Origin of the sequence: Staphylococcus sp. EG-SA-10 (assembly GCF_017151945.1) — a bacterium.
GTDB classification, from domain to species: Bacteria; Bacillota; Bacilli; order Staphylococcales; family Staphylococcaceae; genus Staphylococcus; species Staphylococcus aureus.
In genome coordinates this window covers 222,503-239,187 of sequence record NZ_JACVZJ010000001.1, presented here as the reverse complement: position 1 = coordinate 239,187, position 16,685 = coordinate 222,503, and the positions used below count along the sequence as shown (strand labels likewise).

The following is a 16,685-nucleotide window of genomic DNA, read 5'->3' as shown; positions in this document are numbered from 1 at the left end:
TTAGAAAGAGGAAAAGCAAATGAGAAAACTAACTAAAATGAGTGCAATGTTACTTGCATCAGGGCTAATTTTAACTGGTTGTGGCGGTAATAAAGGTTTAGAGGAGAAAAAAGAAAACAAGCAATTAACGTATACGACGGTTAAAGATATCGGGGATATGAACCCGCATGTTTACGGTGGATCGATGTCTGCTGAAAGTATGATATACGAGCCGCTTGTACGTAACACGAAAGATGGGATTAAGCCTTTACTAGCTAAAAAATGGGATGTGTCTGAAGATGGGAAGACATACACGTTCCATTTGAGAGATGACGTTAAATTCCATGATGGTACGCCATTTGATGCTGACGCAGTTAAGAAAAATATTGACGCAGTTCAAGAAAACAAAAAATTGCATTCTTGGTTAAAGATTTCAACATTAATTGACAATGTTAAAGTTAAAGATAAGTACACGGTTGAATTGAATTTGAAAGAAGCATATCAACCTGCATTGGCTGAATTAGCGATGCCTCGTCCATATGTATTTGTATCTCCAAAAGACTTTAAAAACGGCACAACAAAAGATGGCGTTAAAAAGTTCGATGGTACTGGTCCATTTAAATTAGGTGAACACAAAAAAGATGAGTCTGCAGACTTTAATAAAAATGATCAATACTGGGGAGAAAAGTCTAAACTTAATAAAGTACAAGCAAAAGTAATGCCTGCTGGTGAAACGGCATTCCTATCAATGAAAAAAGGTGAAACGAACTTTGCCTTCACAGACGATAGAGGTACAGATAGCTTAGACAAAGACTCTTTAAAACAATTGAAAGATACAGGTGACTATCAAGTTAAGCGTAGTCAACCTATGAATACGAAAATGTTAGTTGTCAATTCTGGTAAAAAAGATAACGCTGTCAGTGACAAAACAGTCAGACAAGCGATTGGTCATATGGTAAACAGAGATAAAATTGCCAAAGAAATTTTAGATGGTCAAGAAAAACCAGCAACTCAATTATTTGCGAAAAATGTAACAGACATTAATTTCGATATGCCAACACGTAAGTATGACCTTAAAAAAGCAGAATCATTATTAGATGAAGCTGGTTGGAAGAAAGGTAAAGACAGCGATGTTCGTCAAAAAGATGGTAAAAACCTTGAAATGGCAATGTACTATGACAAAGGTTCTTCAAGTCAAAAAGAACAAGCAGAATACTTACAAGCAGAATTTAAGAAAATGGGTATTAAGTTAAACATCAATGGCGAAACATCAGATAAAATTGCTGAACGTCGTACTTCTGGTGATTATGACTTAATGTTCAACCAAACTTGGGGATTATTGTACGATCCACAAAGTACTATTGCAGCATTCAAAGCAAAAAATGGTTATGAAAGTGCAACATCAGGCATTGAGAATAAAGATAAAATATACAACAGCATTGATGACGCATTTAAAATCCAAAACGGTAAAGAGCGTTCAGACGCTTATAAAAACATTTTGAAACAAGTTGATGATGAAGGTATCTTTATCCCTATTTCACACGGTAGTATGACAGTTGTTGCGCCGAAAGATTTAGAAAAAGTATCATTCACACAATCACAGTATGAATTACCATTCAATGAAATGCAGTATAAATAAAGGAGCGTTTAGATGTTCAAATTTATCTTAAAACGTATTGCGCTCATGTTTCCATTGATGATTGTAGTAAGTTTTATGACATTTCTATTGACGTATATTACAAATGAAAATCCAGCTGTGACAATTTTACATGCACAAGGAACGCCAAATGTAACACCAGAGTTGATTGCAGAAACGAATGAGAAGTACGGTTTCAATGATCCATTATTAATTCAATATAAAAATTGGTTACTTGAAGCGATGCAATTTAATTTTGGTACAAGCTACATTACAGGTGATCCTGTTGCTGAACGCATTGGTCCAGCATTTATGAATACATTGAAATTAACAATAATTTCAAGCGTTATGGTGATGATTACATCAATTATTTTAGGTGTAGTTAGTGCATTAAAAAGAGGAAAGTTCACTGATCGTGCGATACGTTCAGTGGCTTTCTTTCTAACTGCATTACCATCATATTGGATAGCTTCAATACTTATTATTTACGTTTCAGTGAAGTTAAACATATTGCCGACTTCTGGATTAACAGGTCCAGAAAGTTACATATTGCCAGTGATCGTTATTACGATTGCCTATGCTGGTATTTACTTTAGAAATGTTAGACGCTCGATGGTGGAACAATTAAATGAAGATTATGTACTTTATTTAAGAGCAAGCGGTGTGAAATCTATCACATTAATGTTGCATGTGTTGCGTAATGCTTTACAAGTTGCGGTATCAATCTTTTGTATGTCTATACCAATGATAATGGGTGGACTAGTTGTTATCGAGTATATCTTTGCATGGCCTGGACTAGGTCAATTAAGTTTAAAAGCAATACTTGAACATGATTTTCCAGTCATTCAAGCATATGTATTAATTGTAGCGGTATTATTTATTGTATTTAATACATTAGCAGATATCATTAATGCGCTATTAAATCCAAGATTAAGGGAGGGCGCACGATGATAATTTTAAAACGATTATTACAAGATAAAGGTGCAGTGATTGCTTTAGGCATTATTGTATTATATGTCTTTTTAGGATTAGCAGCACCACTTGTGACATTTTATGATCCTAACCATATCGATACAGCAAACAAATTTGCTGGTATGAGTTTTCAACATCTACTAGGTACGGACCATTTAGGTAGAGATATTTTAACTAGGTTAATTTATGCGATTAGACCAAGTTTGTTATATGTCTTTGTTGCACTATTTGTTTCTGTACTTATTGGATCTATTTTAGGATTCTTATCAGGATATTTCCAAGGGTTTGTTGACGCCTTAATCATGCGTGCGTGTGATGTTATGTTGGCATTCCCAAGTTATGTTGTAACGTTAGCATTGATCGCATTGTTTGGTATGGGTGCCGAAAACATTATCATGGCATTTATTTTGACGCGTTGGGCATGGTTCTGTCGTGTTATACGTACAAGTGTTATGCAGTACACTGCTTCTGACCATGTAAGATTTGCTAAAACAATCGGTATGAATGATATGAAAATTATTCACAAACATATTATGCCGTTAACATTAGCGGATATTGCTATCATCTCTAGTAGTTCGATGTGTTCAATGATCTTGCAAATATCTGGCTTTTCATTTTTAGGATTAGGTGTCAAAGCGCCTACTGCAGAGTGGGGCATGATGCTTAACGAAGCTAGAAAAGTGATGTTTACACATCCTGAAATGATGTTTGCGCCAGGTATTGCCATAGTGATTATAGTGATGGCATTTAACTTCTTATCCGATGCTTTACAAATTGCCATTGATCCTCGCATCTCTTCCAAAGATAAACTTCGTTCTGTGAAAAAAGGAGTGGTGCAATCATGACATTGTTAACAGTTAAGCATTTGACGATTACAGATACCTGGACAGATCAACCACTCGTGAGTGATGTGAATTTTACATTAACTAAGGGTGAAACTTTAGGCGTTATTGGAGAAAGTGGTAGCGGTAAATCAATTACATGCAAATCGATTGTAGGTTTAAATCCAGAACGATTACGCGTAACAGGTGATATAACCTTTGATGGTAAGCCAATGTTGTCGTTATCGGAAGCACAATTGAAAAAATACCGTGGTAAAGATATTGCGATGGTCATGCAACAAGGTAGTCGTGCCTTTGACCCATCAACTACTGTCGGTAAACAAATGTTTGAGACTATGAAAGTACATACGTCAATGTCTACACAAGAAATTGAAAAGACATTGATTGAATATATGGATTATTTAAGTTTGAAAGATCCTAAACGTATATTAAAATCATATCCTTACATGTTATCAGGAGGAATGTTACAGCGATTGATGATTGCTTTAGCGTTAGCTTTGAAACCAAAGTTAATCATTGCTGATGAGCCGACAACGGCTTTAGATACAATTACACAATATGATGTACTGGAAGCATTTATAGATATTAAAAAACACTTTGACTGTGCGATGATTTTCATTTCACATGATTTAACGGTTATTAACAAGATTGCAGACCGGGTTGTTGTGATGAAAAATGGTCAACTGATTGAGCATGGTACGCGTGAATCAGTCTTGCATCATCCAGAACATGTTTATACGAAGTATTTATTATCCACTAAGAAGAAGATTAATGATCATTTTAAACATGTGATGAGGGGTGATGTACATGATTAAAATTAAAGATGTTGAAAAGTCATATCAAAGTGCACATGTTTTTAAGCGTCGTCGAACACCTATCGTGAAAGGTGTGTCATTTGAGTGTCCAATCGGTGCGACGATTGCGATTATCGGAGAAAGTGGTAGCGGTAAATCGACATTGAGTCGTATGATATTAGGTATTGAGAAACCGGATAAAGGCTGTGTAACCTTAAATGATCAACCGATGCATAAGAAGAAAGTGAGACGTCATCAAATTGGTGCGGTATTTCAAGATTATACGTCATCATTACACCCATTTCAGACTGTTAGAGAAATCTTATTTGAAGTGATGTGTCAATGTGATGGACAACCTAAAGATGTTATGGAAGTCCAAGCAATTACATTGTTGGAAGAAGTTGGTCTATCTAAGGCATACATGGATAAATACCCTAATATGTTATCAGGTGGAGAGGCACAGCGTGTTGCGATTGCGCGCGCAATATGTATTAACCCTAAATATATTTTGTTTGATGAAGCCATTAGTTCACTCGACATGTCAATTCAAACACAAATATTAGATTTATTGATTCATTTACGTGAAACGCGTCAGTTGAGTTATATTTTTATCACACATGATATTCAAGCTGCCACGTATTTATGTGATCAATTAATTATTTTTAAAAACGGAAAAATAGAAGAACAAATTCCGACAAGCGCATTGCATAAAAGTGACAATGCTTATACAAGAGAATTAATAGAAAAACAACTATCATTCTAAGGAGTGAGATAATGAAAGGTGCAATGGCTTGGCCCTTTTTGAGATTATATATATTAACATTGATGTTCTTTAGTGCCAATGCAATCTTAAACGTGTTTATACCTTTACGAGGGCATGATTTAGGCGCAACGAATACGGTTATCGGTATCGTTATGGGGGCATACATGTTAACAGCAATGGTATTTCGACCATGGGCAGGACAAATTATTGCTCGTGTCGGTCCCATTAAAGTATTAAGAATTATTTTGATTATCAATGCCATAGCTTTAATTATTTATGGTTTTACTGGCTTAGAAGGTTATTTCGTAGCACGTGTTATGCAAGGTGTGTGTACGGCATTCTTTTCTATGTCTTTACAGCTAGGTATTATTGATGCATTACCAGAGGAACATCGTTCTGAAGGTGTATCATTATACTCGCTATTTTCAACGATTCCAAACTTAATCGGACCATTAGTTGCCGTAGGTATTTGGAATGCAAATAATATTTCACTATTTGCAATTGTCATTATCTTTATCGCATTAACAACAACATTCTTTGGCTATCGCGTGACCTTTGCTGAACAGGAACCCGATACGTCAGATAAGATTGAAAAAATGCCGTTTAACGCTGTAACTGTTTTTGCGCAATTTTTCAAAAATAAAGAGTTGTTGAATAGTGGTATTATCATGATTGTTGCATCGATTGTATTTGGTGCAGTTAGTACATTTGTACCGTTATACACAGTGAGTTTAGGATTCGCGAATGCGGGAATCTTTTTGACAATACAGGCCATCGCAGTTGTTGCGGCAAGATTTTACTTAAGGAAATACATTCCGTCAGATGGTATGTGGCATCCTAAATATATGGTATCTGTACTATCATTATTAGTGATCGCGTCATTTGTAGTGGCATTTGGTCCGCAAGTAGGTGCAATTATTTTCTATGGTAGTGCAATATTAATAGGAATGACACAAGCAATGGTGTATCCAACATTAACATCATACTTAAGTTTCGTCTTACCAAAAGTAGGTCGTAATATGTTGTTAGGTTTATTTATTGCCTGTGCAGACTTAGGTATATCGTTAGGTGGCGCATTGATGGGACCTATTTCCGATTTAGTAGGATTTAAATGGATGTATCTAATTTGTGGTATGTTAGTCATTGTAATAATGATTATGAGTTTATTGAAAAAACCAACACCACGCCCAGCAAATAGTCTTTAATGAAGTGAATTAAAGCATATTAAGTTAATGAATATTTAAATTTTAAAAGGTATATTGAGCATGGCGATTCATGTGCTTCATGCTAGGACATGAAACATTCTATATGGCTCGTTTTTAGAACGACAGTATATCTAAATAAAGCACGCTTAAAAGTGAGTTGTGATACTGACTTTTAAGTGTGCTTTTTGATGTGTATGGATAATGGATATTACTCTGAAAAATTTTACATGAAAATATGCAAAACGAGTATAACTGCTAATTGATAAAAATAGCTCACCATAAAATTACGGTTTGATTTTAAATATAAGTAGGTCGCACTACTTGCTAGTATCAATGCTGGAATGAATTCCCACCATGTATTAATGTATGGATAATAGTACAGTGTTTCAAGGATAACGGATAATACTATTGTAATCTTTAAAGGCATTAATCTGCTTAATTCTTGAATTAAAATATGACGGAAAATAAGTTGACAAATCAAAGTATTTAATATAATGGTTAACGAAAATATAGCTATTAAACTGATGGAACCATATTCTCTAATGAGCGGGTAAATGTCAAAGACAGTAAAGGAATCTACATTTAGTGCGAAAATATCGAAATGATTTAAAAGTAAAAAGAGTACGATACTTAATGTAAATGATATAAGAATATGCCATTTATATTTAGCACTGGCAACGATTTGCAAACGTATCATTGGAACAAATGCATCTTCATGCATCCGACGAAAAATAGCTAGTGAAATAATAACTGCGAGTAAATAGCTAATGTTCATTGAAATAGGAAAAGAGAAACCCCATGGGGCTTGTTGAGTGAATACAGCTACTAACCCAAAAGTTAAAAAGACGATAATGATTGGCAAGATGTTAACCAAAAATATATAAAGGAAAATAAATCCAATATCACGTTTGAAAAAACGCGATTGTTCGGTAGCGTATTCTTCTTCTATGTAATGTTTATTTGTATTTGACATAGTGTACCTCTTAAATAGTTGTATTATATAGATACTTTAGCACATATTACTTTGTATTGTATGTTTTATACATTAAAATTTAAAATGAAAAACATATCATAAAATTGTTTTATAAAATGAAGCGCTTCCATTGTGTTTTGTTTTGTAAGGTGTATCATAAATATTGAATTGAATTTTTTGGGGGAGGTATTGTAATGATGTTTCTTACAGTCATGCAATTTATAGTTAACATTATCGTTGTAGGCTTCCTGCTTACGGTTATTGTTATCGGGCTTATTTGGTTAATTAAAGATAAAAGACAATCACAACATAGTGTATTAAGGAATTATCCTTTACTAGCACGTATTAGATATATTTCAGAAAAAATGGGACCGGAATTACGTCAGTATTTATTTTCTGGGGATAATGAAGGAAAACCTTTTTCACGTAATGATTATAAAAATATCGTTTTGGCTGGAAAATATAACTCTCGTATGACCAGCTTCGGTACTACTAAAGATTATCAAGACGGCTTTTACATACAGAACACAATGTTTCCGATGCAACGTAATGAGATTTCAGTAGATAATACAACATTGTTATCAACATTCATTTATAAAATCGCGAATGAGCGTTTATTTAGTCGTGAAGAATATCGTGTACCGACAAAGATTGATCCGTATTACTTAAGTGATGATCATGCAATAAAATTAGGTGAACATTTAAAATATCCGTTTATTTTAAAACGTATCGTAGGACAATCTGGTATGAGTTATGGAGCCTTAGGAAAAAATGCCATTACAGCTTTATCTAAAGGTCTAGCTAAAGCGGGCACTTGGATGAATACAGGTGAAGGTGGCTTATCAGAATATCATTTAAAAGGTAATGGGGATATCATTTTCCAAATTGGTCCCGGTTTGTTTGGTGTTCGTGATAAAGAAGGTAATTTTAGTGAAGATTTATTTAAAGAGGTCGCACAGTTATCTAACGTACGCGCATTTGAGCTGAAGTTGGCACAAGGTGCTAAGACTCGTGGTGGTCATATGGAAGCGGAAAAGGTAAACGAAGAAATTGCTAAAATCCGAAATGTTGAACCTTATAAAACAATCAATTCACCTAACCGTTACGAATTTATTCATAATGCTGAAGATTTGATTCGTTTCGTCGATCAGTTGCAGCAATTAGGTCAAAAACCAGTAGGATTCAAAATTGTAGTAAGCAAAGTTTCAGAAATTGAAACACTTGTACGTACGATGGTGGAACTAGATAAGTATCCAAGCTTTATTACGATTGATGGTGGTGAAGGTGGTACTGGTGCAACATTCCAAGAATTACAAGATGGTGTTGGCTTACCGCTGTTTACAGCTCTACCTATTGTGTCTGGCATGTTAGAAAAATATGGTATTCGAGATAAAGTGAAATTGGCAGCATCTGGTAAGTTAGTGACACCAGATAAAATTGCGATTGCACTAGGTTTAGGTGCAGATTTTGTTAATATTGCACGTGGCATGATGATTAGTGTCGGTTGTATTATGAGTCAACAATGTCATATGAATACATGTCCTGTAGGTGTTGCAACGACAGATGCGAAAAAAGAAAAAGCATTGATTGTTGGAGAAAAGCAATATCGTGTCACAAACTATGTAACAAGTTTGCATGAAGGCTTATTCAATATTGCAGCAGCTGTTGGCGTATCCAGTCCTACAGAAATTACTGCTGATCATATTGTATATCGAAAAGTCGATGGTGAATTGCAAACGATACATGATTATAAATTAAAACTCATTAGTTAACTTATTTATTTCGGGAAAATGAAAGCAGCGGATTTTAGCGTTACTGCAAATAATTTTATATTAGTAGTGGATGCTGGTCACACAAGAATTTCAAATATTAAAGCCCTCAGAATATGAATTAAGGTTTGTAACCTTAGTCTTATCTGAGGGCATTTTTATGTTATAAACTATTTGTCGTCCATTTTATCTTTTTCTTTTAAACCTCTGTGCTTTAATTGCTTTTCAAGTTTTTCAAAACTAATATCTTTATTTTCTTTAGTTGAAACACCAAGACGTTTATTTAATTTTTTCATGTCAACTTCTGTGTAATCTATGTCTAAGTGTTCAATTGCTTTTTTATCTTTATAGTCTACTTTGTATTTTACGCCTTTAAGGTCTTTGAAAATACTTTCAGATTTGGCGAATAACTTTTTGGCTTCGTCTTTATCCATACCTAGATCGTCATATTTAATTGTGTTGATTGTAGACTGTTTTAAAACTTTATCATCTTTATATGTGATAGAAGTTAGTACATGTTTACCACTAACATCACCTTCATATGTTTTGGTTTGTTCTTTACCACAAGCTGATAATGCAATGATACAAACTAATGCTACTACAATTAATGAACATAATTTTTTCAAAGTCAGTCGCCTTCTTTCGATATTTGTATTATAAAGAAATTATAACATTTACTAAAAAATGATGTTATTCAAAAATTTAAATTTTGATAATTTTTTTGTAAATATGAGTTTTTTGAAGCGGATTTCTCACAAAGTTTTTAAAAATATTTAAGCCTGAAAACGATAAAACGGTAGAAAACGTAGTGTGTTCCACTGCTGATTTCTTTTTGAGCATTATAGACGGTATGTTGGAAGAAAAGAACAAAAGCTTGTGTACGATAGTATATAGGGACTAAGATTACGACGGATGTGTCGGTGATATTGACGTACTTAAATACGTACGCTATAATTAGCGTATCAGAAGACAAAGGAGGGTTTATATGATTATCACTAGCCCTACAGAAGCGAGAAAAGATTTTTATCAATTACTAAAAAATGTTAATAATAATCACGAACCAATTTATATTAGTGGCAATAATGCCGAAAATAATGCTGTGATTATAGGTTTAGAAGATTGGAAAAGTATACAAGAGACAATATATCTTGAATCTACTGGTACAATGGACAAAGTAAGAGAAAGAGAAAAAGATAGTAGTGGTACAACAAATATAGATGATATTGATTGGGATAATCTGTAATGAGCAATTACACGGTTAAGATTAAAAATTCAGCGAAATCAGATTTAAAGAAAATAAAACATTCTTATTTAAAGAAGTCATTTTTAGAAATTGTTGAGACTTTAAAAAATGATCCGTATAAAATAACACAATCCTTTGAAAAATTAGAACCTAAATATTTAGAGCGATATTCAAGAAGAATTAACCATCAGCACAGGGTCGTCTATACCGTAGATGATCGAAATAAAGAAGTATTGATACTATCGGCATGGTCACATTATGATTAATGGATATTCAACATCTGAATAAGTTTAATGATAAGTTAAATAAAGAAACTAGTATTTAAGTGTAGGGGAAATTGCGGCGTTAATGCGTTGTTATCTCTACGCTTTTTATTTTTTTAATAGCGCAAGACTAAACAGATTGAAATTAATAACAATAAAAGAATAAGGTATTATAATAAGAAATTTTAAATGGTGACGTTTTCGGGATATTAAATTTTAGAAATATGATGTTTTTTAAGTGTATTTCTCACAAAATTTTAAAAATATTTAAGCCTGAAAACGATAAAGCGGTAGGGAACGCTTTTCTGAAAGTTAGTGATACAATAGTTTTAAGTTGAAATACAGGAGGTTGAATTACATGAATCAGTCAGTCAAATTACTTAAGCATTTAACAGATGTAAACGGCATTGCTGGTTATGAAATGCAAGTTAAAGAAGCAATGCGTAACTATATAGAGCCTGTCAGTGATCAAATTATTGAAGATAACTTGGGTGGCATTTTTGGAAAGAAAAATGCTGAGAATGGTCAATACTCAATTATGATTTCTGGTCATATGGATGAAGTTGGTTTTATGGTAACAAAGATTGATAAACATGGTTTTATTTCATTTACGCCAGTTGGTGGATGGTGGAATCAAGTCATGCTATCTCAAAAAGTAACGATTACAACAGATTCGGGCAAAGAAATTAGAGGTATCATCGGTTCTAAACCGCCGCATGTCTTAACGCCTGAAGAACGTAAAAAGCCGATGGAAATCAAAAATATGTTTATAGATATTGGTGTTAGTAGCAAGGAAGAAGCTGAAGAAGCTGGTGTTGAAGTAGGCAATATGGTTACGCCATATAGTGAATTTGAAGTGCTTGCAAATGATAAATATTTAACTGCGAAAGCATTTGATAATCGCTATGGCTGTGCATTAGCTGTTGAGGTATTAAAACGTTTAAAAGATGAAAATATTGGCATTAACTTATACAGTGGTGCCACAGTGCAAGAAGAAGTTGGGTTACGTGGTGCGAAAGTGGCAGCGAATACAATTAAACCAGATTTGGCGATAGCCGTCGATGTGGGTATTGCTTATGATACCCCAGGTATGTCAGGTCAAACGAGCGATAGTAAACTAGGCGGTGGTCCAGTTGTTATTATGATGGATGCTACAAGTATTGCGCACCAAGGTTTGCGCAAGCATATTAAAGATGTAGCTAAGAAACATAACATCGAAGTACAATGGGATACGACACCAGGTGGAGGTACAGATGCGGGAAGTATTCATGTCGCAAATGAAGGTATTCCAACGATGACAATAGGTGTCACGTTACGATACATGCACTCTAATGTATCGGTACTCAATGTGGATGATTATGAAAATTCTATCCGTCTTGTTACTGAAATTGTCCGTTCATTGAATGATGAAACTTATAAAAATATCATGTGGTAGTCAAATCCATAAATAATAAAGAAAGTCTTTAATATGATGTCATGCAAGAACTAAGTTAGATGCTTAGTTAGCATGAGATATCATGTTAAAGGCTTTTTATTTTTAAAAAGTGAGAATAAATCACTGCAGTGTACTTCAATTTTGACATAAATATTAAAAAATTTTCCGGAATGAAATGGCACTAAATTTTTCAAAAATGGGAATACTATATTTGATATGTCTTATTAGAGCGATTTTAAGGGGTAATAAGCATTGACTAGGTCGACTTATAGGTATAGCACACTATTCAAGAAAAGGAATACCCTATTATATCGAAATAACTCATGATACGAGGAGGGGTAAATATGTTGTTAGAGATAAAAGATTTAGTATATGAGGCAAGTGATAGAGTCATACTAAATCATATTAATTTAAAAGTAGATAAAGGTGAAACCATTGCAATTATTGGTCCTTCAGGTAGTGGTAAAAGTACATTTCAAAAATTAATATGTAATTTAATTAGCCCAACCAGTGGAACACTTTACTTTAAAGGTAAACCATATGATGATTACGAACCAGAAATATTACGCCGACACATTAGCTATTTGATGCAACAAAGCGATTTGTTTGGTGAAACGATTGAAGATAATATGATTTTTCCGTCTCTTGCGCGTAATGATAAATTTGATAAGAAACGTGCTAAGCAATTAATTAAAGATGTAGGTTTAGGACACTATCAATTAAGTTCTAAAATAGAACATATGTCAGGTGGTGAGCGTCAAAGGATCGCGATTGCACGCCAATTAATGTATACCCCAGACATCCTTCTATTAGATGAATCAACAAGTGCGTTAGATATTAATAATAAAGAAAAAATAGAAAATATCATTTTTAAATTAGCAGATCAAGGCGTGGCAATTATGTGGATTACCCACAGCGATGACCAAAGTATGCGACACTTTCAAAAGCGTATAACCATTGTTGATGGTCAAATTTCTAATACAGAGGAGTTGAACCAACATGAGTAATACAGCATTAGGACTGACGGCATTGCTATTAGTTATTCCAATTATTATTTCTTATAAAGAAGGTCTACATATTATTAAAGATTTGATTGTGGCGACACTACGTGCGGTCGTACAATTAATCATTTTAGGATTCTTACTGCACTATATTTTTAAAATTAATGACAAATGGCTATTAGTATTATGTGTATTTGTCATTATTGTCAACGCATCATGGAATACGATTAGTCGATCATCACCTGTCATGCACCATGTCTTTTTGATTTCCTTTGTGGCTATCTTTGTTGGAACGGCATTACCGCTTGCAGGTACCATTGCGACAGGGGCCATCCAATTTACAGCCAATGAAGTTATCCCTATCGGCGGCATGCTTGCTAATAATGGCTTGATTGCAATTAATTTAGCTTACCAAAATTTAGATCGTGCATTCGTACAAGATGGTACTAATATTGAATCTAAATTATCACTTGCAGCTACACCTAAATTGGCTTCTAAAGGTGCAATACGTGAAAGTATTCGTTTAGCTATAGTGCCAACAATTGATTCGGTTAAAACATATGGGCTTGTGTCGATTCCTGGTATGATGACAGGCTTAATTATTGGTGGCGTACCACCTTTACAAGCGATTAAATTTCAATTGTTAGTCGTGTTTATTCATACAACTGCGACCATTATGTCTGCTTTGATTGCGACATATTTAAGCTATGGTCAATTTTTCAATGCAAGACATCAATTAGTAGCAAGAAATACGGATGTTAAGAGTGAGTCATGATAGATTTTACCGCATCAGATTTAGGCATTAGTTTTAATTGGAAATGAAGTGACGCGCACATATAGTAATGCTATTATTTAGCTCAGCGAAAATATTCATAAAGGCACGCATACTTTGTAGTCAGTTATCTGTTCTGACATATAAAGCGTGCGTGCTTTTTTGGAGTCATTGTTGAAACTGAAGTAATTATACATAATTATTAAATGACATACTTGTGTTAATTTTTCAAATACTGAAAAACAATTTCAATAATTTTCCAATTAAGCACAGAAAATTAAAGCAAAATATTATATAATAGAACGGTTATATATAAAATTGTGTTGCACACATTTTTTAATAAATCGTTATTCTAAGGGAAATGAATATCGGAAATTTTGTTGAAAGGAGTTTTAAAATGTCAATCATGCGACTATTTACATTCATTTTAAGTATTTTTATCGTAGGAATGGTTGAAATGATGGTTGCAGGAATTATGAACTTGATGAGTCAGGACTTACATGTATCAGAAGCTGTCGTTGGTCAATTAGTGACAATGTACGCTTTAACATTTGCGATATGTGGACCTATTCTTGTTAAATTAACGAACCGTTTTTCATCAAGGCCTGTATTATTATGGACATTACTTATATTTATCATTGGTAATGGCATTATTGCTGTAGCGCCAAATTTTTCAATATTAGTAGTTGGTAGAATTATCTCATCTGCAGCAGCAGCACTAATTATCGTAAAAGTATTAGCTATTACAGCGATGTTATCAGCACCTAAAAATCGTGGCAAAATGATTGGACTTGTATATACAGGGTTTAGTGGTGCCAATGTTTTTGGTGTACCAATTGGAACGGTTATCGGCGATTTAGTAGGTTGGCGCTATACATTTCTATTCTTAATTATTGTGAGTATTATTGTTGGCTTCTTAATGATGATCTATTTACCGAAGGATCAGGAAATACAACGAGGCCCTGTGAATCATGAGGCACCATCTCATGAAAATCATGTTACTTCGAAAATATTAAGACCTGCTGAAGTAGCAAAATATTTAATTATTACGTTTTTAGTATTGATTGCAAACTCAGTGACATTCGTCTTTATAAATCCACTTATTTTATCTAATGGTCATGATATGTCATTCGTTTCATTAGCACTTCTAGTAAATGGAATCGCTGGCGTTATTGGAACATCATTAGGTGGTATATTCTCCGATAAAATTACAAGTAAGCGTTGGTTAATGATTTCTGTTTCTATTTTTATCGTCATGATGTTACTTATGAATTTAATCTTACCTGGTTCAGGTCTATTGTTAGCAGGACTATTTATTTGGAATATCATGCAATGGAGTACTAATCCAGCAGTGCAAAGCGGTGTGATTCAACATGTTGAAGGCGACACAAGCCAAGTAATGAGTTGGAACATGTCTAGTTTAAACGCTGGTATTGGTGTTGGAGGCATTATTGGAGGCTTGGTCATGACACATGTTTCTGTTCAAGCTATCACGTATACGAGTGCCATCATTGGCGCATTAGGATTAATCGTTGTTTTCACATTGAAAAATAATCATTATGCTAAAACATTTAAATCATCATAATTCTCATATGAAAAGCACGCCTGCTATCAAATTCAGGTGTGCTTTTTTAGATGCGATAACGTTATTGATATGTGCGATAATAGCGACGTTCATTATGATACATCGGCCAAGGCATTTTACCGCTTTTAGCAAAATTAGCTAAATCATTTTGCATTTGTCGACTTAAAAATTTAAGGTGAGCAGTTGTTGGATATTGATGTGCTGCTAATATTTGTAAGTTTCCGAACCAAAATACCATATCTAGAATATGGTAAGCACTGCGATAGTGTGCGCTAGAAGTATCATGCCATGCAAATTCAGCAAGCCATAGTTGTGCGTTTGAATCTTGTATATTGAGTTGTTGTAAAAATTGCTTCATCGGCTGTTTGAAATAACAATGTGTAATCGCTAAAGATTGTTGCTTCGCCGTCTGAACATCTTCGTATTTTAAAGGAATATCATTTAATTCCATAATGTCGATAAAGCGTTGCGGCGATAATTTTTTCTGTTCACTAGTAATATAAATATCGCCTTCATCTTTTGTATAACATGCAAAAATTGGTTTCGTTGTTGGATAATTATTTTGTATATAATCTGTTTTAATAGGCGCATATATTAAATCAAGCCCTTTAGAAGGTCCTCGAGATTGTTTTAGCTTCTCCATCAGCATAAGAATATCATCTGTCGATAATGATGTAACATCATCTGTATCTAAATAATCGAGCATCAATTTTTGGAAATGTTGTGCTTTATTGCGTGCACTCTCAAGGGTGTCTAATCGTAGTGCGCCACTTAGCAAAACGACTTTATGGAAGTATGGCTCAATGTCAGGTATTTTAAGTAAAGTCAAAATGCTCATACTGCCTGCAGACTGACCCATTAAAGTAATGTTATTAGCGTCGCCGCCGAAGGATTCAATAAATTGATGCACCCATTTTATGACATTGATTTGATCTGAAAGTCCATTATTGGAATGAAAATCTTTATTAAAATATGACCAGTCTAAATATCCTAATGCGCCTAAACGATAATTGCATGTAATAACGATAATGTCGTTATTTTGTACTAAATGTACCGGTTGATAGAGTTCGGCTGTGCCATGACCATTTTCAAAACTACCACCATAAAAATAAATGATGACAGGTTTCTTCGTCTGATCATTATGTTGTTTCCAAATATTTAAATATAAACAGTCTTCATGTTCAGTAAAAGTTGTAGATTGTGAGGAGAAAAAATCTTCTAATTTGTTGTCTGGTTGCGGTGGGATGGGTTGTATTTCAGTTGCATCAATTGGCTCTGACCATTGTGTTTTTAACGTAGAATGTTTAAAGCGATTGTCATGAACTGGTGGTTCTGCATAAGGAATGCCTAAGAAGATATCTAAACCATCTTGTGTAATACCATGAATTTGACCACCTGTAGTATTAATCTTCATATTTATTAACCTCCTTTATCATCCCCAATTTAATCATAC

Annotated in this window: 16 protein-coding genes; 13 read left to right on the top strand and 3 right to left on the bottom strand. The window is 34.0% G+C overall.

Annotated elements, in window-relative coordinates; genetic code table 11:
• Positions 1-19: 19 nt before the first annotated feature.
• The 6 genes from cntA to cntE are packed head-to-tail and all read left to right on the top strand — an operon-like array spanning position 20 to position 6,191.
• Positions 20-1,618 carry a staphylopine-dependent metal ABC transporter substrate-binding lipoprotein CntA gene (cntA, locus tag IDG45_RS01260; protein WP_001229078.1) on the top strand — a complete coding sequence of 533 codons (1,599 nt, stop codon included), beginning with the start codon at positions 20-22 and terminating at the stop codon, positions 1,616-1,618.
• 12 nt (positions 1,619-1,630) lie between these two features.
• The gene (gene opp1B / locus IDG45_RS01255) at positions 1,631-2,566 is read left to right on the top strand and encodes a nickel/cobalt ABC transporter permease (RefSeq protein WP_000472235.1); all 936 of its coding nucleotides are present in this window, start codon (positions 1,631-1,633) and stop codon (positions 2,564-2,566) included.
• Complete coding sequence (gene cntC, locus IDG45_RS01250) at positions 2,563-3,432, top strand: staphylopine uptake ABC transporter permease subunit CntC (RefSeq protein ID WP_000584765.1); 870 nt, start codon at positions 2,563-2,565, stop codon at positions 3,430-3,432. The genes opp1B and cntC overlap by 4 nt, the downstream gene beginning before the upstream one ends.
• On the top strand, positions 3,429-4,244 hold the full coding sequence (gene cntD, locus IDG45_RS01245; RefSeq protein ID WP_000173873.1) for a staphylopine uptake ABC transporter ATP-binding protein CntD: 816 nt from the start codon (positions 3,429-3,431) through the stop codon (positions 4,242-4,244). Before cntC ends, cntD begins: the two co-directional genes overlap by 4 nt.
• On the top strand, positions 4,237-4,986 hold the full coding sequence (locus IDG45_RS01240) for an ABC transporter ATP-binding protein (RefSeq protein WP_000590515.1): 750 nt from the start codon (positions 4,237-4,239) through the stop codon (positions 4,984-4,986). The genes cntD and IDG45_RS01240 overlap by 8 nt, the downstream gene beginning before the upstream one ends.
• 11 nt (positions 4,987-4,997) lie before the next feature.
• Positions 4,998-6,191, top strand: coding sequence for a staphylopine family metallophore export MFS transporter CntE (cntE, locus tag IDG45_RS01235; protein ID WP_000675402.1), 1,194 nt, complete (start codon positions 4,998-5,000; stop codon positions 6,189-6,191).
• A 223-nt stretch (positions 6,192-6,414) separates the two neighbouring features.
• Here the strand turns inward: cntE and lnsB are convergent, their stop codons facing one another.
• Positions 6,415-7,164, bottom strand: a complete 750-nt coding sequence (lnsB, locus tag IDG45_RS01230) for a CPBP family lipoprotein N-acylation protein LnsB (RefSeq protein WP_111063729.1) — start codon at positions 7,162-7,164, stop codon at positions 6,415-6,417.
• A gap of 194 nt (positions 7,165-7,358) precedes the next feature.
• On the opposite strand from lnsB, the gene IDG45_RS01225 reads away from it, so the two are divergent.
• Positions 7,359-8,936, top strand: a complete 1,578-nt coding sequence (locus IDG45_RS01225; RefSeq protein WP_000971447.1) for an FMN-binding glutamate synthase family protein — start codon at positions 7,359-7,361, stop codon at positions 8,934-8,936.
• A gap of 167 nt (positions 8,937-9,103) precedes the next feature.
• On the opposite strand, the gene IDG45_RS01220 is transcribed toward IDG45_RS01225, so the two are convergent.
• Positions 9,104-9,559, bottom strand: coding sequence for a YehR family lipoprotein (locus IDG45_RS01220; protein WP_000732082.1), 456 nt, complete (start codon positions 9,557-9,559; stop codon positions 9,104-9,106).
• A gap of 359 nt (positions 9,560-9,918) precedes the next feature.
• Here IDG45_RS01220 and IDG45_RS01215 point away from each other — a divergent pair, with 359 nt between their 5' ends.
• The 6 genes from IDG45_RS01215 (at position 9,919) to IDG45_RS01190 (ending at position 15,232) form a co-directional block, all read left to right on the top strand.
• On the top strand, positions 9,919-10,176 hold the full coding sequence (locus tag IDG45_RS01215) for a type II toxin-antitoxin system Phd/YefM family antitoxin (protein WP_000587617.1): 258 nt from the start codon (positions 9,919-9,921) through the stop codon (positions 10,174-10,176).
• Positions 10,176-10,442, top strand: a complete 267-nt coding sequence (locus IDG45_RS01210; RefSeq protein WP_000074048.1) for a Txe/YoeB family addiction module toxin — start codon at positions 10,176-10,178, stop codon at positions 10,440-10,442. The genes IDG45_RS01215 and IDG45_RS01210 overlap by 1 nt, the downstream gene beginning before the upstream one ends.
• Positions 10,443-10,797: 355 nt before the next feature.
• Positions 10,798-11,874 (top strand): M42 family metallopeptidase, encoded by a 1,077-nt coding sequence (locus tag IDG45_RS01205; protein WP_001076675.1) that lies wholly within the window; start codon positions 10,798-10,800, stop codon positions 11,872-11,874.
• Between the two features lie 344 nt (positions 11,875-12,218).
• Positions 12,219-12,881, top strand: a complete 663-nt coding sequence (locus IDG45_RS01200) for an ABC transporter ATP-binding protein (protein WP_000923514.1) — start codon at positions 12,219-12,221, stop codon at positions 12,879-12,881.
• On the top strand, positions 12,874-13,650 hold the full coding sequence (locus IDG45_RS01195; protein ID WP_000072151.1) for an ABC transporter permease: 777 nt from the start codon (positions 12,874-12,876) through the stop codon (positions 13,648-13,650). The genes IDG45_RS01200 and IDG45_RS01195 overlap by 8 nt, the downstream gene beginning before the upstream one ends.
• Positions 13,651-14,044: 394 nt before the next feature.
• Entirely contained in the window at positions 14,045-15,232 is a 1,188-nt protein-coding gene (locus IDG45_RS01190) for an MFS transporter (protein ID WP_000026189.1), read from the top strand.
• A gap of 61 nt (positions 15,233-15,293) precedes the next feature.
• Here IDG45_RS01190 and IDG45_RS01185 read toward each other — a convergent pair whose 3' ends face one another.
• Positions 15,294-16,646: a carboxylesterase family protein gene (locus IDG45_RS01185; RefSeq protein ID WP_000700930.1), complete on the bottom strand. Its 1,353-nt coding sequence runs from the start codon at positions 16,644-16,646 to the stop codon at positions 15,294-15,296.
• Between the last annotated feature and the right edge of the window lie 39 nt (positions 16,647-16,685).